This window comes from Enterobacter quasihormaechei (assembly GCF_004331385.1).
Lineage (GTDB): Bacteria > Pseudomonadota > Gammaproteobacteria > Enterobacterales > Enterobacteriaceae > Enterobacter > Enterobacter quasihormaechei.
In genome coordinates this window covers 1-25,040 of record NZ_SJON01000007.1, presented here as the reverse complement: position 1 = coordinate 25,040, position 25,040 = coordinate 1, and the positions used below count along the sequence as shown (strand labels likewise).

Genomic DNA, 25,040 nt, shown 5'->3' with positions numbered 1-25,040 from the left:
GGGTGTTAATGGGGTTTATCTGAAAGTGCGAGAAAGGACCGGGCGGCGGCGCACCCGGTGAGATACTTAATGAGATTTAAATCCAGCCGCTGCCATCAGCATTTTGAAGAGCATACTGACACAGGCCAGCGCCAGTACGCTGCCGCCCCAGATGATGGCAAGCCACATCAAACGTTTCCATACAGGTTGTTGCATCAGTGATAACCCTCCCCATGCTGTACTTTTCCGCGAAAAACGTAATAACTCCAGAAGGTGTAGACCAGAATGACGGGAATGATCAACAGTGCACCCACCAACATAAAGCCCTGGCTTTGGGGTGGGGCGGCGGCCTCCCAGAGGGTAATGTCCGGTGGGATGATATGCGGCCAGATGCTGATCCCAAGCCCGCTAAAACCAAGGAATACCAGTCCTAAGGTCATGATAAACGGCAGGGTATGGCTCGCCGGATTATTCAGGCAGCGCCACTGACACAGGCTCAGGATCACAACCAGCGCAGGGACGGGCAGCAGATAAAACAGGTTCGGCAGCGTAAACCAGCGTGCGGCAATGGCCGGTTGCGCCAGAGGCGTCCAGATACTGATTACTGCAATGCACCCCAGAAGAAGTAGCAGGAGCACCTTCGATATCTGACGCATCCGCCGTTGCAGGGCATTTTCGCTTTTCATGACCAGCCACGTTGATCCTAACAGCGCGTAAGCCACCACCAGGGCCGCACCGCAAAAAAGAGTAAATGCGGTAAACCAGTCAAATGGACCGCCGCTGTAAGCGCGACCGGTGACGCTGAATCCATGGATCACCGCGCCGACGGTAATGCCCTGGCTGAACGTCGCCACAATCGACCCGCCAATAAAGGCCTTATCCCAGAACGGTCGGTGCGCCGGAGTCGCCTTGAAGCGAAATTCAAAGGCAACTCCGCGAAATATAAGCCCGATCAGCATTATGGTCAGGGGAATGGTCAGCGCGTCGATGATGACCGCATAGGCAAGAGGAAAGGCACCAAACAGAGCCGCACCGCCAAGCACCAGCCAGGTTTCGTTTCCGTCCCAGACCGGGGCTACGCTGTTGACCATCACATCGCGATCGTCTGCATCCGGCGTTGCCGGAAACAGGATGCCTATCCCCAGGTCAAAACCATCCATTACGATATACATCAAGGTGGCGAAAACGATAATAACGAACCAGATAATGGAAAGATCGATACCCATTACGGTTACTCCTTAAATTCAGTGGTGACGGCAGAAAGCGGACGAGCAGGGCGGCCGTCGGATTCGGTCGCGAAGGATCCATGGGGCTGCGGCCCTTTTTTAATCAGACGCACCATATAGCTGTAGCCCACGCCAAACACCGCGGTATAAACCACGAAGAAAGCCAGCAAGCTGATGCTCATGTGCAGATCGCCATGCGCGGAAACCGCATCCTTTGTGCGCTGTAGCCCATAGACGACCCAGGGCTGGCGGCCGACCTCCGTAGTTACCCATCCGGCGAGGATGGCGATCAGCCCGGACGGCCCCATCAGCAGGGCAAACCACAGGAAGGGACGCGAGGTATAGAGGCGGTGTTTGTAACGCAGCCACAGTGCCGCCACGCCCAAAAGCAGCATCAACATCCCTAAACCGGCCATAATGCGGAAAGACCAGAAAACAATCGTGGCGTTCGGACGATCTTCTTTCGGGAACGCCTTCAATGCCGGAACCTGTTTATCAAGGCTGTGGGTCAGGATCAGGCTGCCCAACGCGGGTATCGCCAGTCCAAAACGGGTCCGTTCCTGCTCCATATCCGGCCAGCCAAACAGCAGCAGCGGCGTGGGCTCACCCGGCGGGTTCTCCCAGTGGCCTTCTATAGCGGCTATTTTCGCTGGCTGATGTTTTAAGGTGTTCAGCCCGTGCATATCGCCCACCAGCGCCTGGACAGGGGCTACGATCAACGTCATCCACAACGCCATGGAGAACATGGTGCGAATGGCGGGCGTGTTGTTGCCGCGCAGCAAATGCCACGCCGCAGAGGCACCGACAAACAGTGCGCTGCTGAGGAAAGCCGCTATCGACATGTGCAGAAGGCGATAAGGGAAGGAGGGGTTAAACACCACGGCAAACCAGTCCACAGGAACCACCTGACCGTTTACGATTTCATACCCTTGCGGTGTCTGCATCCAGCTGTTTGACGAGAGGATCCAGAACGTAGAAATGATGGTTCCCAACGCGACCATGCAGGTTGAAAAGAAGTGCAGCCCCGGCCCGACCTTATTCCAGCCAAATAACATCACCCCGAGGAAACCTGCCTCCAGGAAGAACGCGGTGAGCACTTCATAGGTCAGCAGGGGGCCGGTAATACTGCCCGCGAACTGCGAAAACCCGCTCCAGTTAGTGCCAAACTGATAAGCCATCACCAGGCCGGAGACCACGCCCATACCAAAGTTGACGGCGAAGATCTTCGACCAAAAATGGTACAGCGAACGCCAGACGGGATTTTTTGTTTTCAACCACAGCCCTTCCAGCACGGCGAGATAGCTCGCCAGGCCGATTGTGATTGCTGGAAATATAATATGAAAGGATACGGTAAAGGCGAACTGTATTCGCGCAAGATGAAACGCATCTAGACCAAACATGCAAAACTCCGCAGTGCAAAAAATTCGATGCGATTTTAAGCCGTGCCAGGTCTGGGTTGCAGAGACAGACCGATGTTATTTATCTATAACAGTTTTCTTGACCGTCTATGTGAAACTTGTATCGGGCGGTAATATTACCGCCCATGTTAACGCTCACTTTCGTAATGCCCAAAGGTAGATCAATACGGCGTTAATCAGAAAGGAAAAAATAAAAAGTAATAATGTGTAGCTTTCACTCCATTCAAGTTCAGTTACAAATCCAAAATGTCTGGTGTAGAGGTGATAAAGCAAAACATCCGGCATGATGTAGCATACCAGCGAATAAATAATGAAAAGCATCAATGTTTCGACCACCCACGTCAGGGCATGTTTCTTAGCATTCATCAATATACCTGTATGGTGCCAAGTGCATTTAATCCAGCAGCGACTTTTATTGTGCCGGACGCCAGTAGTCCATGCATTAATATTCTGAAGTGAGCATGGTTTGGTAATGTGATGCATCCATTACTAATACCGGACTGTCCCGCAGGGTGTAGGCGAAAAGATCCCCGCTCAACTCTGTTGATAAAGGTTGTGTCGTCAATGTGATTATCATGACGATAAAGAGCAAACCAAAAATCACGGTTCGATCCACTTTCAAACTCTTTGATAACATCATGCCAGTGGGTAGCTAACCCACCTCGAGGACGTGTAACGATATAGTAGAGTCCGGGCGGTAATGGCCCCACCGCAGGCGTTGCAACGGCATCAGGATTGTTTCTGTTGTGGCCTGCGTTTCCTGAATATGCGGGGAAAAAGCCCAGGCCAGGACAGCTCAGCGTTGAAAGTTGCCCCCCGTTTAAATGAAAAGTACATCGAATCATCTGTCTTTCCATTCATCAGAGAAGAAAATATTCCCGTCGCAATGCTTCCAGGTAATCTTTTCGTAGCGAAGAGCGATACTTTCGAGATGGTTATGTTTTTCAGTCGCGGGATTTTTTATATCATGCATGAGTGGACAGATAGAGACAACTTTCACGTTCTCCAGCAGCATGTTGAAGTATTCGACCTCCTGGCCTGCATCATTGATATGATACCACTTAAACTCAGCGCTTTTTAAGGTTTGTCCTTTTGCTACTGCTTTGTACAAATAGGGGTTTGAGCTGTCGAACTCTTTTTCAAAATTAAGTGGGCTATGAATACGGGTGCCTGTGATCTTACCGGTCATGGTGTCGGTAGGGAGATACAGGCCGTGCCCAAAACTCAAAATTTCAATACTTCCCTCACGATTCACAACATCGACAGAGCCCTTAATACTCGCGCCGCCGTCATCTTTTAGCCAGAGGTATGCTGGAATTGCCATCCTGTAGATCCCTTTTTCTGAGTGAATCTGAAAAGTTAATACCTCTGGTGAACCAACCAGGTAGGCATAAAATGCCATATAAAACATTTATATTTCAATTGGTTATGTGTTGGTGCTTCGAAATCGGTTTCTTGAATAATCAATGATGCTGTAGACAATCTTGAATAAAAAAATTCTTTTTATGATTTTTACGCATTAAACAGCTTGCTTTGTCACCAGCAACATGCGTTAATGGATTTCTGGTTTTGAATCCAAATAAATATCTGACGTAGTTTTATAAAGCAGTTCTCATCACGTTGTGCCTCTCCGCAGCCTCTCTTGGGTCTTTATCTACATTCCGATTCGTTTTGTATCGAACCATTTATGCCTGACCGGCTCATGAGTAATTTACGTTTTTACGTTTACAGGAGAATCCTATGACTTCTTATATCCATTTCCGCTGCCCATGCTGTCATGGTTCGCAGTACCGCACCTCAGCTTTTGACGTGTCTGATAAAAACCCGTTCGGCGCGAAATGCATTTTCTGCAAATCGCCGATGATCACGCTCGATCACCTGGCCGCTGCGCATTCTGCTCAGAATCACGTTACCGAATACCGCAAGTAAGCCACCGCATTTCCCATAACAGTTAGCACAATCTTCTCTTTTTCTCCTGCTGATATACACTGTCAGCAATAAGGAGAATCTGATGAAAAAATACCAGCGTCTGGCGCAACAAATTATCTCGCAGATTGAGCTTGGCGTATGGTTGCCGGGCGATAAGCTGCCTTCCCTGCGAGAGCAGGTGGCAAGCAGCGGCATGAGCTTTATGACCGTGGGCCACGCGTATCAGATGCTGGAAAGTCAGGGGCGCATTGTTGCCAGACCGCAGTCGGGCTACTACGTTGCCGCGCGCCCGACCACGCACCAGCCTGCACCGCCCGCGCAGGTTATGCGCGACGAAGTGGTAGACATCAACACCTATATCTTCGACGTGTTACAGGCCAGCCGCGACCCCTCCGTTGTCCCCTTTGCCTCGGCATTTCCCGATCCACGCCTTTTCCCGCTTCAGCAACTCAACCGCTCGCTGGCTAACGTCAGTAAAACGGCCACGGCCATGAGCGTGATTGAAAACCTGCCGCCGGGTAACGTTGACTTACGTCATGCCATTGCCCGTCGCTACGCTCAGCAGGGGATGAATATCTCTCCGGATGAAATTGTGATCACCGCGGGTGCGCTCGAAGCACTCAACCTCAGCTTACAGGCCGTCACGGAACCTGGTGACTGGGTTATTGTTGAGAACCCTTGTTTTTATGGCGCACTTCAGGCGCTGGAACGTCTGAAGCTGAAAGCGCTGTCGATTGCCACTGACGTCCGGGAAGGTATCGATCTCAATGCCCTTGAGCAGGCGTTAAACGACTATCCGGTAAAAGCCTGCTGGCTGATGACTAACAGTCAGAACCCGCTCGGCTTTACGCTGAGCGCAGAGAAGAAAGCCCAGCTGGTGGCCTTGTTAACCCGGCACAACGTCACGCTGATCGAAGACGATGTTTACAGCGAACTCTATTTTGGCCGTGAAAAGCCGCTTCCGGCAAAAGCCTGGGATAAGCAGGACATGACGTTGCACTGCTCCTCATTTTCCAAATGTCTGGTGGCCGGTTTTCGCATTGGCTGGGTGGCGGCGGGAAAACATGCGCGCCGTATTCAGCAGTTGCAGCTAATGAGTACGTTATCGACCAGCTCTCCCATGCAGCTGGCGCTGGTGGATTATCTGGCGACCAAACGTTACGACGCCCACCTTCGTCGCCTGCGGCGTACGCTTGCTGAACGTAAACAGCAGGCCTGGCAATCGCTTCTGCGCCATATGCCTGCCGGCGTCAAAATCCATCATAACGACAGCGGCTACTTTTTATGGCTGGAGCTGCCTGAACAGCTGGATGCGGGGCAGTTGAGTGAAAAGGCATTAACCCATCAAATCAGCATTGCCCCCGGCAAGATGTTTTCCACCTCCGATATCTGGACGCCGTTTTTCCGTTTCAATACCTCCTGGGGTTGGAGCGAGCGGGAGGAACAGGCTGTCGTCCAGCTGGCGGCGCTAATTCGCGAAATGATGCTGCCGCCAGTCACACCTTGATGAAAATTCCTGAAGCGGCAGGGCGCGCGGTCTACCTTTAATATGGGGGTACGGCTTAAAAGCGTGACGTTGTCACGTATCGATCCGACAAACGTGTGCTGACAGCGAAAATAATGTCGACTTTAACAGGACGGTGCTATGCAAAATCAATTGCTGATTAATGGTGAACTGGTGGCCGGCGAAGGGGAGAAGCAGGCGGTTTATAATCCTGCCACGGGTGAGGTGCTGCTTGAGATTGCTGAAGCATCGGCTGCACAGGTGGACGCTGCCGTACAGGCTGCCGATCGCGCGTTCACAGAGTGGGGACAAACGACGCCGAAAACGCGCGCCGACTGTCTGTTAAAGCTGGCTGACGTGATTGAAGCCAACGCCGACGCGTTCGCGCAGCTGGAATCCCTTAACTGCGGAAAGCCGCTCCATTGTGCCCTGGGGGATGAAATTCCTGCCGTGGTTGATGTGTTTCGCTTCTTTGCCGGGGCCGCCCGCTGCCTGAATGGGCTGGCTGCCGGAGAATATCTGGAAGGACATACCTCGATGATTCGCCGCGATCCGGTTGGCGTTGTCGCCTCGATCGCGCCCTGGAACTATCCTCTGATGATGGCGGCGTGGAAGCTGGCCCCCGCGCTGGCAGCGGGAAACTGTGTCGTCATCAAGCCATCAGAAATCACCCCGTTGACGGCGCTGAAGCTGGCAGAACTGGCGAAAGATATCTTCCCGGCAGGCGTGCTAAACGTGCTGTTTGGTCGCGGCAAGACCGTAGGGGATCCGCTGACCGGTCACGAAAAAGTGCGCATGGTTTCCCTCACCGGCTCTATCGCCACCGGGGAACATATTATTGGTCATACCGCATCCTCTATCAAACGTACCCATATGGAGTTGGGTGGAAAAGCGCCGGTCATTGTCTTTGACGATGCAGATTTGGATGCCGTGGTTGAGGGGGTGCGTACGTTTGGCTTCTACAATGCCGGCCAGGACTGTACCGCAGCCTGTCGAATCTATGCCCAGGAAGGAATTTATCCCGCCCTGGTTGAAAAGCTGGGCGCAGCCGTTGCCAGCCTGAAAATGGGCGCCCCGGACGATGCATCAACGGAGCTTGGTCCGCTCAGCTCCGCAGCGCATCTTTCCCGTGTTTGTGCTGCCGTGGATGAAGCCAAAGCCCTCGGACATATCCGCGTCGTCACCGGCGGCAGTAAAGCAGAGGGGGGCGGATATTACTTCCAGCCAACGCTGCTGGCCGGGGCGAAGCAGGAAGATGCGATCGTCCAGCGAGAAGTGTTTGGTCCGGTAGTCAGCGTGACGGCGTTTGAGGATGAAGCGCAGGTGCTGGCCTGGGCCAACGATTCGCAATACGGCCTGGCCTCGTCCGTCTGGACAAAAGACGTCGGGCGCGCCCATCGACTCAGCGCACGGTTGCAGTATGGCTGCACCTGGGTGAATACCCATTTTATGCTGGTGAGTGAAATGCCCCACGGCGGGATGAAGTTATCCGGTTACGGCAAAGATATGTCGATTTACGGCCTTGAAGATTACACGGTTGTGCGACATGTCATGATCAAACACTAAACACTTATGCCCGGCGCAGTGCCGGGCGTTTGTGCTTACCAGCCACACACGTCGTGTTCATTTTCCGTATCGTAGGCGCGAACGGTATTCACCAGATCCTTCACAACATCTGCCGCGACATCCGGGATCAACAGTTCCATAGGCGCCTCTGTCTCAAAATCTACCGACACGCCGTTGCTGTTGTTGGTGACGGTCACGGTATAGGTTGCCTTACCCATAACTTACTCCTTATGCGTGTTGACCACTTTACCGATACCCGCCTCGCTGAGCGTGACGGCAGGATCCGCGAAAAAGTCGATATTAAAGTAAGTATCGTCGGTCAATAGCTCAATGCGGTGCCATTTTTGCGGAGGGGAGATGCCAAAAGAACCGGCCTCAATCACCACTTCCAGATCGGGTTCGGTGGCATCGCCATCGGCAAAGCCAAAGTAACGCACCGCACCCTGCATAACGGACAAACGCCCGTACACGCCAGCTTTAGTGTTGTGATGGGTAAAAAGCGCTTTTGGGGCGGTCTCTTTATTCCAGAACGGGGTAGAACGGGTGTGAACAAAGTTTTCAGGAATACGTAACATAATAGTTTCCTTCATGATATCGGGCGCTTAAAGGGACTTAAGCACCTCAGGTTCAACAAAGAATTCAATATTGAACAGGGTGTCGTCGGTCATCAGCTCAATGTGATGCCATCTCTCTGGCGGGAAAACGCCGAAATGACCCGCCTCAATGACGAGTTCGCTGTCAGGCTCGGGCGTAAATTCATCAGCATAGCCCAGATAACGCACTGCGCCGCGCATCACCGACAGGCGCGGGAAAACGCCCGGACGCGTACCCGTATCAAGGTGGCGTTTAAAAATGCCGGCGGGGGCCGTTTCTTTGTTCCAGAAAGGCGTGGAACGGGTGTGAATGCAACTCTGTGGAATGCGTAGCATGTTTCCTCCCATGAAAGCCTGCTCTTATTAGACTGCTTTCTGAGGGAATGAATTTATCAAAAAGTGCATTTTATATGCATCTTATCAATAATAACCGTTTTGCTTTACCCGGCGTTGTTACACAAGATACTCAGTTGTTATTATCCTTAGTATTTAAGTGGTTATGATGTAATGAAAAAACTTGATCTGTGTCAACATATGACGCATATTGCGTGCGGTTATTTTTTGGCTCAGGTAAACAGAATGACGTTGTATCAAAAGATGTTGGTGTTTTACGCAATCATGGCCTCTGTCTGTGCCTTAATCACCTGGTTCCTGTCTAAAGATCGAAAACGTATTCGCTTGTTGAGCGCATTCCTGGTGGGCTCCACCTGGCCGATGAGCTTTCCTGTAGCCCTGTTGATCTCACTTTTCTGACGCGTTACTCGCGCGGCTCACCGACATGAAAGTGCTGAAGCCCACATTGCTGTGGGCTGGGAAGCATTAGCGTAAAATCGCGTCCAGTGCTTTGCGCGCAACAGGCTGAACGTCATACGGACACTGATAATCCACGTTTTCAATGGCGCGGGTGTAGAGCGCAACCAGCCAGTCATAAACGTAAGCTGTCGCCGCATGAACAGGCTGCTCACCCAACCGGGTGAGGCGGGGTGAGGCGTTACTCACCACCGGCGTCACAAAAATGGCCTGACTTTTGCGGATCCGGCTTGCAGGCCGTTCAGCGACGGGAGTCAGTTCATATCCAAGCCAGCCAATGAAATTGCCTATCGCGGCATGCAGCTGTGCGCCACTGCTTTTATCTGTTTCTACAATACGTTGCAGTTGCAGCGGCAGGTTCAGCCGGTAGCTGGTGACGATCAGCACATCGGCAATCTGCTGTAATACGCTTGCGTCCAGGCCCAGCCGGGCAGCCGCCGCGTCGTTGCGACTCCACTGACGAAGATGGTTAACCCACACGCTATGGGCCATTCGCGCCTTGTCCTTGGTCTGCAACGCGCCAGGATTTTCCTGCGCCTCTTCCGCAAACAGATCGATAACGTCGTTAAACAGGCCGTTGACCTGTTCCTCACGAGGCTGGTGAACCGTCAGCAGCGTCTCAAACGCTTTTAACGGCGGCAGAAGCCCTTCAAGCAGTTCACCGTGACGAGCGGCGCTGCCTTGCAGCGTTCGAACCATTTTTTCGGCCTGAGCCCGCTCAGCTATTGGGTCGCGGGTAAGTGGGCCGATATACGGGCGCATAAGTGCCGACAGCGACTGTTGCAACACGCTTTTCAACGTTTGAAGACGCTTCTGGCGCTGGGCCGGCAGGGTAGCCTGCGACAGCCATTCGATCACCCGCTGCATACTGTGGGAATCAAGTGCCTGGAGCGTGCCCCAGCGCAGACCCGGCTGGCCCAGCAACTGCTGCACCGCTTCGTCAAGGTTCTGCTTCGTGGTGAACCGCGCATCATGAGGGGTGATGGCCCAGACCAGCCCCGGCAATGCGGACTCTTCCACCGGCTGCGTCTCTTTGACCCAGTTTTGCAGGAGCCTGGCCGTTTTTGCCGTCTGCTGGTGGTGCGCTGTTGCGTTGCAGATAACGAGCACATCCGGCTGAATTTGCTGACGATAATGCTCCAGCAACCACTGGCATTTTGCCTGCGTCATCAGCGGCGTGTTTTCCTCAGTAATGGCCGGAATATCAATAATATCGACGTTATCGAGGGCGCAGCTCTCAACGGGCAGCACCAGTTCGCGTGTCAGACATGCCAGTACATCGACGGGCAGGCTAATGGCATTAAGCAGCTCGCCGTTATTAATCGGGTGAAGCAGGGTTTCCTGCGCTTCTGGTACGGTAAATGCCCCATGAGTCAGGAAACCTTCACACGGCAGGCCAAAGCTGTCCACCAGAAGACTCAACGGCGCGGCAAGCGCGCTGGCATGGCCGGTTTGATGCAGCACATGAGCGAGTTTAAGCCACTGTTGGGTTAACTCCTGTTGCTCACCCCACAGCAGGGACCAGACGCTGGCGCGCGTGCTGAGATCCAGCGACGGGATCAGCAGGGCAAACTGATGCCACAGGGCATCGTCAATCTGCTGCTTAGCAGCCGGGACCTTGCTCTGCCAGAAACGGGCAATGGTCGCCACTTCCTGCCCGGTCATTCCCGGCACGCTCTGCGGTTGACGCAGCGCACGCCATTTTTCAAGCCGGGCTTCAATCACGGACTTATCCACCGCGCGGATCTGCGGATCCAACGTGGTACGCGCGATAAACAGCTGCACCAGCTCGGCCTCCGTCACCAGGCGCAGGCGCAGCGGAAACGCCTCATCGGCAATCTCGCCGGACGACCTGCTGAAACGAACGGCCATGTTGGTTGGCGCATGTCCCGGATTGATATGCGAGAAATAATCGAACGTGCGTTGACCCGGCGTGACGTTCAGCCGTTCGTCGCCGCTGCCGCACAGGGAGGCCAGCAGGTGTGCTTTCGCCGTCTGCGAGTGGCCGTATAAGCCAATGCTGCTCCGGCTGACAAGGGCGCGATCGAGCGCCTCTTCGCGCGCGCGGGCTGCGTTAAGGCGGGCAAGCAGGGCGTCGGCGTCGTTATCCAGCATCGGGGCGTGCTGTCGCGTCTCGTTGATCCACCCGATTAAGGCCTGGGTGGTGGCAGTCGTCCCGGTCATTTGAGGTATACGCTCCCGCTGTCGATCCAGTAATGGCTGCCGCTGTGTCGGCGATCGGCCAGAGTATTCAGTTTAAACGTCAGGGCATCCGGCGGCACGGGCGTGCCGTCCTGGAGCCAGGCGTCGCTCAGCTCGAACGATTCCGGGCCTTCCTGCCTGTTGCCGCCACGCAGCTTCAGGCGCACGTTCAGCACGCCGTCGCCCGCGATGGCTTTCGCCAGCTCGGCAGAGTTGATGCTCAGGGTGTAAAGCGGCGTGGCGGGCCAGCGGGCATTGGCCAGCTGCCGGAAGCCGAGCGTGACGTTACCGCGCAGCGGGAAGTGCAGCCGGGCGTCCAGTTTCGCGCCGGGTTTATCGAGGTCGATGTCGTGATACCAGACGTTCTCGTCCCGCAGGGTATTGATCGTGTTATCCAGCACCCCCAGATAACGCACCGTAGAGTACGCGCCAATATCGGCCGCTTTGAAGTTAAAGCGCGGCAGACGAAGATCCAGCGCCAGGCTACAGAGCATCGCCCCCACGGCGGCGGTGGATTTCGGGTTGCCGATCCGTCCCTGCTGGCTGAACGGATACCATTCATGAACCTGGTATTTATCCAGCCAGACGATACGGTTGACGGGCACCGGTTGCAGGTGGCGAATCAGGGCCTGAACGCCCGGCAGGCAGCCCGGTCGTCCCGTGATCAGCAGAATATCGCAGCTGTAGTGAGAAATTGCTTCGCATACCGCATGAAGCGGGGCGGCGAGCGTGAACTGCCCCGCCAGCATGGCGTCCTGCATCTCCCGGAAATTGACGTGCAGCGGCACGCTGAACAGATCAAAGTGCTCTGAGCCAGCAGGCAACGCATGGTCGATCGCCTGCTGGAGATAATTCATCACGTTACGCGTTGGTTTTTGGGTCAGCAGGTCGCCAAAGGTGGCGTGCAGCCCGGCCAGCGGATCGTCAATATCGCTCGATTCCCACGCCGCCAGGATCGCGTGACCGATCGGCATAAACAGCTGAAGCGCCGTTTGCTGGCGCAATACTGCCTGGGTATCAATCCGCCCGGAGTCGCCGAACAGGGACGCCATCAGCAGGGAGGCATCGGCTATGCCGGATTTCTGAAGCTGGGTTTGCAGCGCGGGCAGTACGTAGCGCTGGATCACGTCCAGCAGCGTATCATCGCCGGCTACCTTGAACCCTTCGCGGAACAGCAGCTGCGGGGTAATTTTGACGTTATTACCGGAGCCATCATCGAGCTGATAGTGCGTGATGGCCATATCCGTCGTGCCGCCGCCGATATCGATAGAGGCAACGCGCAGCGCACGCCCCGGCTCGACGCCCGGCTCAGGCGCGCGATCCGGACGGGCGAGGGAGGCGAAAAACGCTTCGGTCTGGCCGCCGAAGTGGGAAATGGCTTCGTTATAGAGCCACACCAGCTGGCCGCAGCTGGCTTCGTCCCACTCCATCTGGATCTCAGGAACCGGAACCACGCTTTTTTCCTGCTGCTTCCGGCTGGCAAAATCTTCATCCTGCGGATGCCAGCCCATCGCTTTCCAGACGATGGCGATGGCTTCGAACATGCGGCGACGGAAGATCTCGCGCTCCTGTTTCGGCATCGCCGAAGGCAGGGTGAGGATCAGCGTACGCAGCTGGCGCGGAGAGGCCGGGAAGCCGAGCCGCAGGCGGGTGGCAACGCTGTTAATCTGGCCAAGCGCCTGCGCCAGCAGCTCACAGAGCATGTGCGTCATCAGGGTGCTGCGGCTGTACTGCGGAGAGAAGACCGGCAGGCGCTCATCCTGCGGCAGCGTGAAGAGCGGTTCCCCATCGTCGTTCATGAGGTTCATCAGCGGAAACGCGGTCGCCAGCGGTTCGCGTTGAGTCTTGCCGTTCATCTGGCTGAAGCGCCAGTCCTGCACGACCGGCGTTTCGTCCCACAGGTAGCGACGCGGGCTGGAGATCCCGCTGTTGCCTTCAGTGCCCAGACGCTGCATCGCCAGCTTACGCGCTTCATCACCCACGCGGACAATAGATGGCCAGACGAACGCATCCTCACGGCCGCTTTCCACCGAGAAGTGTTGCTTGCCAAAGCGCGCTTCAGAAAATTCGAGACGGCTGGTAAACAGCGGCTCATTCAGGAACTGCGGCTCGCTCAGAGAGCGCACCTGGAGTTCAGCCGTCTGGCGCAGGCCGTCATTGGCATCACCATGATCTTCAATAATCACGCCGCAGGTGTGGGTGTTACCAACGTCAAGGATCAAATCGACAGGAATGGCAGGGGTGCTCAGGGTGTGGGTAACAAACTTCACTTCCGGCACGGTCAGTTGTTCACCGAGCATAGAGAGCAGGTTGAGCCAGTGTGCCTGATACTCAAAGCTACGCATGGCCTGATGCAGCTCGCGTTCAGATCGTTTTTCAACCCCGTCGGCAAACTGCGTGAAGGCTTCGCGCAGCCAGCCGTCAATCCAGGTCTGGTCGAGGAAACTCTCAACTTCACCGTCGCGCCAGGCGAGTGCGAAACGCGTCCCGTTCAGGATATCGTTTTCAATCGGCGACAACGCGGACGTTGCATGCTCTGCAATCTGGCTGTCGAGGGCGATGGTGACGCGGTGCGTGTTGCCAGCCGCGTCGGGTGTGGAAAGCTTTCGCACCTGGACGCGGGCCCAGTTGTCCGGGCCATCAACAAACGTCCGCGGCGGATTAAAACGCAGGAAAGGAAGCGGCAGCCAGACGCCGTCCAGCACGGTCAATGAGTCGTGCAGCGGAATAGTGCTTTCAGGCTTGACCACTTCCGGCTGCCCGCCATCGGCGGCAGGCAGCGTGTACCGACCGTTAACCAGATCAAAATCCAGACGCAGCAGCGGGCCATTTGCCGTTTTACGCACGAAACGCCCATTGCTCGCGGTGTCCTGCGGCGTCAGGCCAAAATCGAGGAACTGTACGCCGCTGTTAGCAATCAGCGTAACGCTCTGTTTATAGTCGCAAAGATTAACCAGCATAGGATCAGACACCTGCTTTCTTGAACGTCAAAGGAACGACGGTGTTGGCATCGTAACGTGCGGTGCATTCCGCCACATCGCTGGCACCCGCCTTACAGGTCACTTCCGGCATCGGATACCGTGAGCCGTCGGTGCAACGTGCGTTGCCGCGCGTTTTGATCAACAGCTCGCCGTTGCTGTGTAATCCGGAGAAGACGTCCACGCGGCAGACAATATTGTCGCCATGCACGACCCGGGCGAAACCTTTGTTGTTCTGGATCTGATAGCGCAGCGATGGCGGTTTGCCGGTGAGCGGGTCCTGCACATCGAGAAACGCGCGCCAGGTACCGTTCAGGAAGCGCGTTAACCCGGCCTTGACCTGGTTTGCCTCCATCACCATTGCATCTTTCGGTATCGCGGTAATGGCCACAGGCTCGGCCGCCGGAGCAGGCGCTTTTACCTTCGGCTCTACCACTTCGGCCTGGTGCAGCGGGAGTTTTAACTCAAGCGGCTCCACCGTCTTAACCGGGACCGGCGCAATCGCCACGGGGGCTGGTGCAGGCGTGGCGGCCGGCACCGCGGTCGCGGCCTGTTTTGGCCACAGCAGCGGGGTGGCAATGGCCGCAACGATGACCGCGGCAACCGGCAGTAGCCACAGAGGGGAGCGACGCTTTTTCTGCACGACCGTCGGTGCGGGCTCTGGCGGCTCGACGTTCATGCGCACCGGCTCTGGCGTATAGAGTTCATCTTCGGTGATACGGACGGTAGCCGCAGGCGTGATAAGCGGGGCATCGGCCTGCTCAAAAGTCACCGCCGGGGTGGGTTCTGGCTCCGGTTCAGGTTCGACAATCACCTCTGGCTCAGGCTCAGGGATCAACGATTCGCGCAGGCAGTCCAGCACGTCATCGCGCGCATTCTCGTTAAGATTGACGAAACCCCAGAAGCAGATCACCGGCTTGCCATCGACGAGATAGACAAAGTTTTCCCCGGGAAACTGGAAGGCTTTTGAAAGCAGTGAGCCAAACAGCTGCTGCGCCGTTTTCGGTGACTGGAGGCATTTTTTACTCAGCGACTCCACGCTGGCGAGCGTGTTTTCCAGATAGCGCAGGGCACGAAAGCGATCGTCTTCTTCCGCCGCCTTCCAGCTGGAGACCGTGCCCTCAACCGGGGAATACCAGTCAACGCGGTCGGCGCCGTCATTGACCTGAGGAATGGCCAGACAATCGACGATAGCCTGCTGTTTGCGCAACCGAAGCGCTTCCCGTATTTGCAGGGCTGATTCAAAAACGGCCTGTCCGCCGCCGCCAACGGCCTGAAAATCATCCAGATTGCCGCTGCGTAAAAGTGTTTTTGCCACGATTTGGTCCTGTAGACTTTTTCACGCCGTTACTTTAGCTAAACGCGATTGCAAACAAACGGCTGAGGAGACGGCAAAAGGGACGATTTCTTGCGGCATTGATCGGGACGGTTGTGCTTGACGACTAACGCACCTTAAGGCAAATCGTTTTTCGTGGGCTGGTGCTTAAACCAGCGAAAAGTGCGGCTTTAGAATAACCTGATAGTGATTCGTTATTTGTCAGGTTATATCGCCTGTGCTGTTATTACTGTCCACTATAATAAAACCGAAAGGGTAATAACCATGTCTACAGGGAAAACCGTGCTCGCCCTCGCGCTGAGCGCGCTGCTGCCGGCAAGTGCCGCATGGGCGGCAAACAAAGACACCATTATCTACTGCTCCGAAGCGTCACCGGAGTCGTTTAACCCGCAAATCGCCAGTTCTGGACCCTCGTTCGTCGCCAGTTCGCAAACGCTGTATAACCGTCTGATTAACTTCGATCCGGTGAAAAATACCCCCGTGCCTTCGCTCGCCGAGTCGTGGACCATTTCACCCGATGGTAAAACCTATACTTTTACCCTGCGAAAAGGGGTGAAGTTCAACAGCAATAAATTCTTTAAACCGACGCGCGACTTCAATGCCGATGACGTTATTTTCTCGGTCATGCGTCAGAAAGACCCTAACCATCCGTATCACAACGTTTCCCAGGGTAATTACGAATACTTTAATGACGTGGGCCTCGACAAGCTCATTCAGGATGTGAAAAAGATCGACGATTACCACGTTCAATTCACGCTGAGTGAACCCAACGCGGCATTTCTGGCCGACTGGGGAATGGACTTTGCCTCAATCCTCTCCGCCGAGTACGCGGATGCGATGCTGAAAAAAGGCACGCCTGAAAATGTGGATACCTGGCCAATCGGCACCGGGCCCTATGTGCTTCAGCAGTACAAAGTGGACTCGCTGATCCGCTACGTCGCCAATCCAAACTACTGGGACGGTGAAGTGCCGACCAAACACCTGATCTTCTCCATCACGCCAAACGTGGAAACCCGTCTGGCGAAGCTGCAAACCAACGAGTGCCAGATCGTTCCTGCGCCGTCGCCCGTGCAGTTTGAAGTGATCAAGAAAAACAAAGACCTGACGCTGCACTCGGTGGACGCGCTGAACGTGGGGTATCTGGCGTTTAATACAGAGAAAAAACCGTTTGATAACGTGCTGGTACGCCAGGCCCTGAACTATGCGACGGACAAAAAGGCCATCGTGAACGCGGTCTTTATGGGATCTGGCACGGTAGCCAAATCGCCGATCCCGCCGAACATGCTCGGCTTTAATAAAGACCTGAAGGATTACGACTACGATCCGGAAAAAGCAAAAGCCCTGCTGAAGCAGGCGGGTCTGGAGAAGGGCGCGGAGGTCACGCTCTGGTCGATGCCGGTTCAGCGCCCGTACAACCCGAACTCACGGCGTATAGCGGAGATGATCCAGGCCGACTGGGCGAAAGTGGGCGTGAAGGCAAAAATTGTGTCTTACGAGTGGGGCGAGTACCTCTCCGGCATGCGTAAAGGCGAGCATGATTCCGCGCTGTTCGGCTGGATGTCCGACAACGGCGATCCGGATAACTTCGCCGACGTACTGCTGGGTTGTGACAGCATTAAAACCGGTTCCAACGCCGCGCGCTGGTGCGATAAGGGGTATGATGAGCTTGTGCAAAAGGCTAAGCTGACCAGCACCCCGGAAGAACGCGCGAAGCTGTACGGCCAGGCGCAGGAGATTTTCTACCAGCAGGCGCCGTGGATTGCGTTAGCTAACGGCAAAACGTTCTACGCGACCCGCAGTAACGTGACGGGTTACAGCGTGAGTCTGATGGGCAGTGATTTTTCGAAAGCGAAGCTGAACTGATCGTATTATTGCCGGGTGGTGCCAGGGTTTCCCGGCCTACATTCAGCACCCGTAGGCCCGGTACGCCTGGCGCCACCGAATACGTTAAAAGGAGTGACAATGTCACATTTAAACGATGTTATCGCGCGCGTTGATGCCGCCATCGAAGAGAGCGTTATTACCCACATGAATGAACTGCTGATCGCATTAAGCGATGATGCAGAGCTGAGCCGTGAAGATCGCTATACCCAGCAGCAGCGCCTGCGCACCGCGATTTCACATCACGGTAAGCAACATAAAGAAGAAGCGGAGGCGCGCCATGCTCACCTTACGCAGGGCGGGACTATTCTGTAAGGGTTAAAACTGGCGCCGCGCCACCAGCCAGGCGCCGACCACCAGCAACACTGCGCCGCAGACCGGGCCAACCAGCGCGCGCAGCGGGACGCCGTGGCTTTTAAGGATGTCCATCACCAGGCCGCCAATTAGCTGGCTTGCCACCAGTACGGCAATCGTCGTTGCCGCGCCCACGTTCTGATACCCGCTAATACTGGCAAAGACAAAAAACGAGCCCAGCAGCCCGGGGATCAATGTCCACCAGCGCACCGTTGACGCCAGTTCGCTAACCCCCGCCAGGCCATTTTTCACCAGCAGGATGCTGACAAACAGCACGATCCCCACCAGCGAATTGAGCAGCATGGCGATAAGAATGGTGGAGGAGGATTGCGTAATGCGCACCATCAGGGTGTTCTGCACCACCAGCCCAATCCCGGCGGCTACCAGAAACGCTAACGTCAACGATTGATTCATGGCAGAGCATCCGGATCGCTGCGCTGATCAAGCTGGAGCTGCATAAAGGTTAAATCCAGCCAGCGGCCAAATTTGGTGCCCACCTGCGGCATATTTCCGGTAGTAATAAAGCCCAGAGTGTTGTGCAGATGAATGGACGCCTGGTTCTGGGCCTCAATCCCGGCAACCATCACATGCTTACCGATCAGGCGGGCTTCATTAATTAATTCCTTCATCAGCAGCCGACCAATGCCTTTGCCCTGATGATCCGGGTGAACGTACACCGAGTGCTCCACCGTATGGCGAAAACCGTCGAATGCCCGCCAGTCGCCGAATGAGGCGTATCCCGTCACCACACCGTCTTCTTCACTGACCAGTACCGGATAACCCACCATCGTACGCGCCTCAAACCATGCAATACGGTTATCGGTATCGACGGTTTTATCGTTCCAGATGGCGGCGGTGTGCAGAACCGCATGGTTATAAATTTCAGCGATAGCGGCACAATCTTCTTTGCAGGCATGACGAACGATCATGGTTAACCTCTGGCTGTGTTGTTCACTATAGTAGTACGATCTACTCACAATATTACACAGTTCTTGTATTGCACCGCTACGACAAAATCCCTATTTTTTTACCGCCAGACCACCCAGAGAGAGCATCCATACACTATAGTATGACGTCATGAATACAATAACAGACAATATGAATCAACGGATTAGCGCCCGTATCCGCCTGGAACGCGAGTCTCGGGGATGGTCTATAAGCGAACTGGCCGAACGGGCGGGGATTTCGCGCGCCATGATCCACAAGATTGAGCGGGGCGACAGTAGCCCAACGGCGACGCTGCTTGCCCGTCTTTCCGGTGCCTTTGGTATCAGCATGTCAACGCTCATCGCGCGCGCGGAAATGCAGGAGGGCAAGCTGTTACGTCTGGCGAACCAGCCCGTGTGGCGCGATCCGCAAACCCACTATGTGCGTCGCCACGTGTCGCCGCGCACCGATCTGCCTATCGATCTCGTCCAGGTCGAACTGCCCGCGGGCAGCGATGTGCCAATGCCTGCCTCCTCCTATGCGCTGGCGCGACAGCTGATCTGGTTGCAGTCCGGTGAACTGGTCTTTCTGGAGGGGGACACCCGCCATGAAATGAAGGCCGGAGATTGTCTGGAACTCGGGCCGCCGAACGACTGCCGGTTTATCAACGAAACGGATGAACCGTGCCTTTATCTTGTCGTGCGGCTTAATCAGTCCGGCTCATAATGCAAAAGCGATCCGCAGCATAACGTGCCAGGCTTGAATGACATTTTCAGCAGTAAGGAGAGATGAATGAGTCAATCTACTACGCAAAACCGACGCTGGGTACTGGCCTCCCGTCCGCACGGCGCGCCGGTCGCCGATAACTTCCGCTTAGAAGAACAGCCAATCCCCACGCCCGCAGAGGGCCAGGTATTGTTACGCACCGTATGGCTCTCGCTGGATCCGTATATGCGAGGCCGTATGAGCGATGCGCCATCCTATTCACCTCCGGTCGAGATTGGTGCCGTGATGGTGGGCGGTACGGTAAGCCGCGTCGAGACGTCCCGCCATCCTGATTATAAAGAAGGTGAATGGGTTCTGGGTTACAGCGGCTGGCAGGACTATGAACTGTCGGACGGGAAGGGGCTGGTGAAACTGGGCGAAAACCCGTCGCGCCCTTCGTGGTCACTCGGCGTGCTGGGGATGCCGGGCTTCACCGCGTATATGGGGCTGCTCGATATCGGCCAGCCTCAGGCGGGGGAAACGCTTGTCGTGGCCGCAGCCACGGGGCCGGTAGGCGCAACGGTGGGGCAGATCGGTAAAATAAAAGGGTGCCGGGTCATCGGCGTGGCCGGCGGTGAGGAAAAATGCCGTCATGCGGTTGAAGTGCTTGGTTTCGACGCCTGTCTGGATCACCGTGCGGACGATTTTGCTGAACAACTGGCGAAAGCCTGCCCGCAGGGCATTGACGTTTATTACGAAAACGTCGGCGGTAAAGTCTTTGACGCCGTGCTGCCGCTACTGAATACCTCCGCGCGCGTACCGGTTTGTGGACTGGTCAGCGGCTACAACGCGACCAACCTGCCGGAGGGTCCGGACCGGTTACCGCTGCTGATGGGAACCATCCTGAAAAAACGCATCCGCATGCAGGGCTTTATTATCGCTCAGGACTATGGTCATCGTATTGACGAGTTCCAGCAAGAAATGGGCCGCTGGGTGCAGGAAGGCAAAATTCACTATCGCGAGCAGGTTACGGAAGGGCTGGAAGCGGCCCCTGACGCGCTGATTGGGCTGCTTGAAGGGAAAAACTTCGGCAAAGTCGTGATCCGCGTGGCGGCAGACTAATCAGGGCATCGGTTATGGCGGACGGGGTCCGCCATAATTATTTGTGCAGATACGATATATTGTCTTTAATTAACCCATAAGCTTTGCGCGCCTTCGGCCCAGCTGAGCCATAAGTGGTAAACGCACTATTATTTGAACGATTTTTTATTTTAACGCGCGCCCAACTTACCAGGCATGACGATACAGGATTATATCGAACCGGCGATGTTTTTTTAAACAGTCGCCGAAAATGGCATTTTGTTTTGGCTACGGGAATTTGACATGCTTGATTTGGATAATTTGGAAAAAGCACAAAGAATCAGTCTGACTATGCAAGTTGAGAACAGTTTAAAGGGAGCGTTAATTACGGGCTCATTAAAACCTGGGGCTCGACTCATCACCAAAGAGATTGCGGATAAATTAGGCACCAGCATCACGCCGGTGCGCGAGGCCCTGCTGCGCCTGGTGTCGGCGGGCGCCTTACAGGCCACGCCTGCGCAGGCGTTTTTGGTCCCGGAAGTCACGCTGGAACGGTATAACGAAATTAACGCCATCAGAAAGCAGCTTGAGCCGATGGCCGTTGCGGCGGCGTGCCAGAATATGACCGACACCAAACTGGATGCACTACGTGCGCTGGCTGATAATTTCAGCACCGCCATGCATCAGGGCGATGTGCAGAAAGCGATTCAGGCCAACCGCGTGTTCCGGTTTACCCTCTATCAATATGCCGAGATGCCGACCCTGAACTCGCTGATCGAGCAGCTGTGGGTACGGATAGGGCCGTGTATCAACTACCTGCATGAAGAGCTGAGTGACGTGCCCGCAGAGACCTATCATTATGACGATCTGCTTTCTGCGCTTGAGAAAAGGGATGTGGCGGCCAGCCGGGAAGCGATCGATAAAGCCATCGACGAAGCCAATATTCTTCTGCAACGACAGTACTACAGTTAAGGCGCTTTCTGGCAGACTTATCTGTTTATACCTGTTTAACATTTCCTGAATGAATTCCCGGCGCATCAGGCAACCGGGAATAATGTTATTTTTTTAATTTTTACCGGCAACGCGCGCTGCCGGAGACTGTTTTATTCAAAACGATATGAGACCGACAGGCCCACGCCATAGTTACGACCAGGGGCAGGTTCGTAATACCGGTTGTAGCCAGCGTTAACAATCTCTGAACCGGCGTACTCTTTATCGAACAGGTTATCGACGCGACCAAAGATGTCCATTCCCCATTTGCCGTAATTGAGCTTATACCCGGTATTCAGACCGACCACGGTATAAGAGGGCGCTTTGGCGGTGTTAGTATCGTTTGCCATAACGTCGCTCATGTAGCGTGCATCTGCACCCGCGTACCAGCCTTCCTCCGGCTCCCAGCCAAACGATGCATACCCCATGTTACGGGCAATACCCGGCATTCGGTTGCCGCTACAGTCTGCATTGTTACAGACGTTAGTACGGTAGGTGGCATCAAGATAGGTCCACGCCATTTTCAGCTTCCAGTTCTCGGCAAACTGCTGATCGAGCGCAATTTCCACACCCTGTCGGCGCGTTTTTCCCGCATTTTTGTAGGTGGTGCGGCCATCTTTGCTTTCGTCGACCACGATTTCATTGTCGGTGTCCGTACGGAACAGCGCTGCCGTCAGGATGCCATTGCCGATGCGGGTTTTGCTGCCGATCTCATAGGTATTGTTGGTTGACGGTTGCAGGTTGATATTGAGGCCACCTTTCCCATCAGAGCGATAGGAGAGTTCGTTGATGGTTGGGGTCTCAAATCCGCGTCCCGCTGCGGCATACAGGTTCCATGCGTCGGTCACAGCGTATTTCACTGCACCTGCCGGAAGCCATTTATGGTAGCTGGCGTCGCCGCTGTCATCGCCGTTTTGCGGCGTAATGTAACGATCGTTGGAGTCAAACCAGACGGAGCTGTACCGCACGCCCGCCTCAACGGACAGTTTTTGCGTTAGCTGCCACTGGGTTTGCAGGTAAGGATCCAGGTTCCACATCAGGTTACGTTCGTCCCGGCGTTTGTTGCCCTTCACGCCAAGTTCCGGCACGCCGTTGTCCATCACGAAGTTTTCATACCCGCGACGATTTTCACTCATGTTTTCGTAGTTCAGGCCGGTAGTAAAGGTCACCGGCACCAGCAGCTCGCCCCGGTGTGTCCAGCGCGTATCAATACCCTGATAGTGACGCTGCATATCAATCACGCCGCCCGCATGCGCAGGGTTTGCTGTCTGCGTGGTAGCAGGAATGGACTGGTACTGGGTCATTTCACGTTCACCGGCATACATCATCACGCTGAGGTCGTCCTGCTCGCTCAGCTGACGGTCGTAGCGGAGCCCGGCCTGGGTCTGCTTAATGGTCTTGCGCGTGTTGTACTGATCGCCGCGGGGTGACTGACGCGGATTGTTCTGCCACTCCTGATAGCTCAGTCCGCCCGGATCGTTGGCTTTCATGTCCACGCTGTTAAAAATCAGCGTCAGCTTGCTGACGTCATCAATGCGGACACCCAGTTTCGCGTTGGCGAGGTTTTTTCGTGCGCCGCTGTGATCGCGATAGCCATGGGTGGTGAAACGGGTGGTGGATACGGCGTAGTCCACGTCTCCCGCCTGCGTACCGTCGCCCACCGCGCCGGTGGCCTTCAAGCCGTAACGCCAGGTGCCGTAGCTGCCGTAATAGCTGCTGGCCTCAACGGTGGCCGGCTGCTGTCCGGTCTGGGTATTAATGTTGATCACGCCGCCGGAGGCATTGCCGTACAGGGCGGAGAAGGGACCGCGCAGCACGTCGATGCTCTCTACGCTGCTGAGATCGATGTTTGACGTTTGCCCCTGGCCGTCGGGCATGGTCGCCGGAATGCCGTCCACGTACATGCGGATCCCGCGTACGCCAAAGGTTGAGCGTGCGCCGAATCCGCGGACTGAAAGTTGCAGATCCTGGGCATAGTTCTGGCGATTCTGGATTTGCAGGCCAGGGACGCTCCCCAGAGATTCAGAGAGATTGATGCGCGGGGCGGCATGGCGCATGTCTTCACCCTGTACCACGCTGACTGCGGCTGGCGTATCCAGCTCGGAGACGGTTTGCGGCGTAGCGCTCACAATCAGGGTTTGTTCTTCTGCGGCCAACGCACTCAGCGGGCCAAAAGCGACGGGGACGAACAGCAGTGGTAGCGATGCCCTGCGGGCAGAAATGATTTTCATGGAATAAACCGTTTAAGAAAAATTCGAACCAAATCAACTGGAACCTGTGTATATATGTTAAATCCTTTGTAAATCTTATGAAAACTATAACCGCACATTTCGTGAATGTAATGGAATGAGGGAAAGAAATACTCCACATTCAACTCATTAATGATTACTATTCTCATTAAAATAGCGGCAAAGCGATGACTTTGCCCCCGGAAGCGATGTCAGCGGTATATCTCCTCATTTAAAAAGGAATTGTTATGTCTTTACGTCATCTGTGCTCGCCGCGCCTGCGTGGGTCTCTGCTGTTGGGTTCTTTACTGATCGCCGGTACGTTCCAGGCTCATGCTGCTGAAGAGATGCTGCGCAAAGCGGTAGGCAAGGGCGCGTATGAAATGGCCGTCAGCCAGCAGGAAAACGCGCTGTGGGTTGCGACGACTCAAAGCCGCAAAACCGATAAAGGCGGCGTGGTTTATCGCCTGGATCCGGTCACGCTGGAAGTGACGCAGGCGATTCATAACGATCTCAAGCCGTTTGGCGCCACGATCGATAAAGCCACCCAGACCCTGTGGTTCGGAAACACCGTCAACAGCGCCGTGACGGCGATTGACGCCAAAACGGGCGAGGTGAAAGGGCGCCTGGTGCTGGACGATCGCAAGCGTAGCGACACGGTGAAGCCTCTTCAGCCGCGCCAGCTGGTGGCCGATGACGCGACCAATACGGTGTACATTACCGGTATCGGTAAAGAAAGCGTGATTTGGGTGGTGGACGGCGCAACGCTGAAGCTTAAAGACACCATCACGAACACCGGCACGTTCAGCACCGGCCTGGCGCTGGATGCGCAGGCTAAACGTCTGTACACCACCAATGCGGACGGCGAGCTGGTCACCATTGATACCGCGACCAATAAAATCCTCAGCCGTAAGAAGGTACAGGACGACGGTAAAGAGCACTTCTACCTGAACCTGAGCCTGGACACTGCCGGTCAGCGCGCGTTCCTGACGGATTCTAAACAGCCAGAAGTGTTGGTGGTGAGCCTGAAAGATGGCAGCGTGATGCAGAAAATCGCCGCGCCAGAATCGCTGGCCGTACTGTTTAACCCGGCACGCAATGAAGCCTACGTGACGCACCGCGAGGCAGGTAAGGTGAGCGTGATTGACGCTAAAACTTACAAAGTGACCAAAACCTACGATACGCCGGTTTACCCGAACAGCCTGGCGCTGTCAGCGGATGGCAAGACGTTGTACGTGACGGTGAAACAGAAGTCTACCCGTCAGCAGGAAGCAACCCAGCCTGACGATGTGATTCGTATTGCACTCTGATGTGGGAATTGCCCGGTGGCGCTG

At 55.2% G+C, this 25,040-nt stretch carries 24 protein-coding genes; 10 read left to right on the top strand and 14 right to left on the bottom strand.

Annotated features, from left to right (window positions below):
- Positions 1 to 66: 66 nt before the first annotated feature.
- The 5 genes from E0L16_RS11140 to E0L16_RS11120 form a co-directional block, all read right to left on the bottom strand.
- Complete coding sequence (locus E0L16_RS11140) at positions 67 to 195, bottom strand: DUF2474 domain-containing protein (RefSeq protein WP_017693358.1); 129 nt, start codon at positions 193 to 195, stop codon at positions 67 to 69.
- Positions 195 to 1,205, bottom strand: coding sequence for a cytochrome d ubiquinol oxidase subunit II (gene cydB, locus E0L16_RS11135; RefSeq protein WP_131636932.1), 1,011 nt, complete (start codon positions 1,203 to 1,205; stop codon positions 195 to 197). Before cydB ends, E0L16_RS11140 begins: the two co-directional genes overlap by 1 nt.
- A gap of 5 nt (positions 1,206 to 1,210) precedes the next feature.
- On the bottom strand, positions 1,211 to 2,605 hold the full coding sequence (locus E0L16_RS11130; protein ID WP_063866620.1) for a cytochrome ubiquinol oxidase subunit I: 1,395 nt from the start codon (positions 2,603 to 2,605) through the stop codon (positions 1,211 to 1,213).
- 383 nt (positions 2,606 to 2,988) lie between these two features.
- The gene (locus tag E0L16_RS11125; protein WP_131636931.1) at positions 2,989 to 3,468 is read right to left on the bottom strand and encodes a DUF2778 domain-containing protein; all 480 of its coding nucleotides are present in this window, start codon (positions 3,466 to 3,468) and stop codon (positions 2,989 to 2,991) included.
- Entirely contained in the window at positions 3,465 to 3,947 is a 483-nt protein-coding gene (locus tag E0L16_RS11120) for an Hcp family type VI secretion system effector (RefSeq protein WP_131636930.1), read from the bottom strand. Before E0L16_RS11120 ends, E0L16_RS11125 begins: the two co-directional genes overlap by 4 nt.
- A gap of 416 nt (positions 3,948 to 4,363) precedes the next feature.
- Here E0L16_RS11120 and ymcF point away from each other — a divergent pair, with 416 nt between their 5' ends.
- From ymcF to patD, 3 genes are all read left to right on the top strand, one after another.
- Entirely contained in the window at positions 4,364 to 4,552 is a 189-nt protein-coding gene (gene ymcF / locus E0L16_RS11115; RefSeq protein WP_063866623.1) for a cold shock small protein YmcF, read from the top strand.
- Positions 4,553 to 4,634: 82 nt separating this feature from the next.
- Positions 4,635 to 6,059 carry an aminotransferase-like domain-containing protein gene (locus tag E0L16_RS11110; RefSeq protein ID WP_107535438.1) on the top strand — a complete coding sequence of 475 codons (1,425 nt, stop codon included), beginning with the start codon at positions 4,635 to 4,637 and terminating at the stop codon, positions 6,057 to 6,059.
- A 138-nt stretch (positions 6,060 to 6,197) separates the two neighbouring features.
- Entirely contained in the window at positions 6,198 to 7,622 is a 1,425-nt protein-coding gene (patD, locus tag E0L16_RS11105) for an aminobutyraldehyde dehydrogenase (RefSeq protein ID WP_131636929.1), read from the top strand.
- A 35-nt stretch (positions 7,623 to 7,657) separates the two neighbouring features.
- On the opposite strand, the gene E0L16_RS11100 is transcribed toward patD, so the two are convergent.
- The 3 genes from E0L16_RS11100 to E0L16_RS11090 are packed head-to-tail and all read right to left on the bottom strand — an operon-like array spanning position 7,658 to position 8,551.
- Positions 7,658 to 7,840 carry a DUF1869 domain-containing protein gene (locus E0L16_RS11100; RefSeq protein ID WP_131636928.1) on the bottom strand — a complete coding sequence of 61 codons (183 nt, stop codon included), beginning with the start codon at positions 7,838 to 7,840 and terminating at the stop codon, positions 7,658 to 7,660.
- A gap of 3 nt (positions 7,841 to 7,843) precedes the next feature.
- Positions 7,844 to 8,197: a TehB family protein gene (locus E0L16_RS11095; protein WP_131636927.1), complete on the bottom strand. Its 354-nt coding sequence runs from the start codon at positions 8,195 to 8,197 to the stop codon at positions 7,844 to 7,846.
- 27 nt (positions 8,198 to 8,224) lie between these two features.
- Entirely contained in the window at positions 8,225 to 8,551 is a 327-nt protein-coding gene (locus E0L16_RS11090) for a TehB family protein (RefSeq protein ID WP_131636926.1), read from the bottom strand.
- A gap of 243 nt (positions 8,552 to 8,794) precedes the next feature.
- Here E0L16_RS11090 and E0L16_RS11085 point away from each other — a divergent pair, with 243 nt between their 5' ends.
- Positions 8,795 to 8,968, top strand: a complete 174-nt coding sequence (locus tag E0L16_RS11085) for a GhoT/OrtT family toxin (protein ID WP_032670341.1) — start codon at positions 8,795 to 8,797, stop codon at positions 8,966 to 8,968.
- A gap of 66 nt (positions 8,969 to 9,034) precedes the next feature.
- On the opposite strand, the gene E0L16_RS11080 is transcribed toward E0L16_RS11085, so the two are convergent.
- From E0L16_RS11080 to E0L16_RS11070, 3 genes are read right to left on the bottom strand one after another with little or no spacing between them, the layout of a single operon-like run.
- The gene (locus tag E0L16_RS11080; RefSeq protein ID WP_131636925.1) at positions 9,035 to 11,209 is read right to left on the bottom strand and encodes a virulence factor SrfC family protein; all 2,175 of its coding nucleotides are present in this window, start codon (positions 11,207 to 11,209) and stop codon (positions 9,035 to 9,037) included.
- Positions 11,206 to 14,187: a virulence factor SrfB gene (locus E0L16_RS11075; RefSeq protein ID WP_131636924.1), complete on the bottom strand. Its 2,982-nt coding sequence runs from the start codon at positions 14,185 to 14,187 to the stop codon at positions 11,206 to 11,208. Before E0L16_RS11075 ends, E0L16_RS11080 begins: the two co-directional genes overlap by 4 nt.
- Positions 14,188 to 14,191: 4 nt before the next feature.
- On the bottom strand, positions 14,192 to 15,523 hold the full coding sequence (locus E0L16_RS11070) for an SrfA family protein (protein ID WP_131636923.1): 1,332 nt from the start codon (positions 15,521 to 15,523) through the stop codon (positions 14,192 to 14,194).
- A gap of 282 nt (positions 15,524 to 15,805) precedes the next feature.
- Here E0L16_RS11070 and E0L16_RS11065 point away from each other — a divergent pair, with 282 nt between their 5' ends.
- Entirely contained in the window at positions 15,806 to 17,404 is a 1,599-nt protein-coding gene (locus tag E0L16_RS11065) for an ABC transporter substrate-binding protein (protein WP_131636922.1), read from the top strand.
- A 99-nt stretch (positions 17,405 to 17,503) separates the two neighbouring features.
- On the top strand, positions 17,504 to 17,737 hold the full coding sequence (locus E0L16_RS11060) for a YdcY family protein (protein ID WP_107535429.1): 234 nt from the start codon (positions 17,504 to 17,506) through the stop codon (positions 17,735 to 17,737).
- A 3-nt stretch (positions 17,738 to 17,740) separates the two neighbouring features.
- On the opposite strand, the gene E0L16_RS11055 is transcribed toward E0L16_RS11060, so the two are convergent.
- Complete coding sequence (locus tag E0L16_RS11055) at positions 17,741 to 18,190, bottom strand: DMT family transporter (RefSeq protein WP_131636921.1); 450 nt, start codon at positions 18,188 to 18,190, stop codon at positions 17,741 to 17,743.
- Positions 18,187 to 18,705 carry a GNAT family N-acetyltransferase gene (locus E0L16_RS11050; RefSeq protein ID WP_131636920.1) on the bottom strand — a complete coding sequence of 173 codons (519 nt, stop codon included), beginning with the start codon at positions 18,703 to 18,705 and terminating at the stop codon, positions 18,187 to 18,189. The genes E0L16_RS11055 and E0L16_RS11050 overlap by 4 nt, the downstream gene beginning before the upstream one ends.
- A gap of 148 nt (positions 18,706 to 18,853) precedes the next feature.
- Here E0L16_RS11050 and E0L16_RS11045 point away from each other — a divergent pair, with 148 nt between their 5' ends.
- The 3 genes from E0L16_RS11045 (at position 18,854) to E0L16_RS11035 (ending at position 21,460) form a co-directional block, all read left to right on the top strand.
- Positions 18,854 to 19,429 (top strand): helix-turn-helix domain-containing protein, encoded by a 576-nt coding sequence (locus E0L16_RS11045; protein ID WP_063866635.1) that lies wholly within the window; start codon positions 18,854 to 18,856, stop codon positions 19,427 to 19,429.
- Between the two features lie 66 nt (positions 19,430 to 19,495).
- Positions 19,496 to 20,530, top strand: a complete 1,035-nt coding sequence (locus tag E0L16_RS11040; protein ID WP_131636919.1) for an NADP-dependent oxidoreductase — start codon at positions 19,496 to 19,498, stop codon at positions 20,528 to 20,530.
- Between the two features lie 261 nt (positions 20,531 to 20,791).
- The gene (locus tag E0L16_RS11035; protein WP_063449925.1) at positions 20,792 to 21,460 is read left to right on the top strand and encodes a GntR family transcriptional regulator; all 669 of its coding nucleotides are present in this window, start codon (positions 20,792 to 20,794) and stop codon (positions 21,458 to 21,460) included.
- Between the two features lie 131 nt (positions 21,461 to 21,591).
- On the opposite strand, the gene pqqU is transcribed toward E0L16_RS11035, so the two are convergent.
- Positions 21,592 to 23,709 carry a TonB-dependent receptor PqqU gene (gene pqqU, locus E0L16_RS11030; RefSeq protein ID WP_063866636.1) on the bottom strand — a complete coding sequence of 706 codons (2,118 nt, stop codon included), beginning with the start codon at positions 23,707 to 23,709 and terminating at the stop codon, positions 21,592 to 21,594.
- 245 nt (positions 23,710 to 23,954) lie between these two features.
- Between pqqU and yncE the strand changes: the two genes are divergently transcribed.
- Positions 23,955 to 25,016: a 7-bladed beta-propeller protein YncE gene (gene yncE / locus E0L16_RS11025; RefSeq protein ID WP_107535423.1), complete on the top strand. Its 1,062-nt coding sequence runs from the start codon at positions 23,955 to 23,957 to the stop codon at positions 25,014 to 25,016.
- Positions 25,017 to 25,040 lie beyond the last annotated feature (24 nt).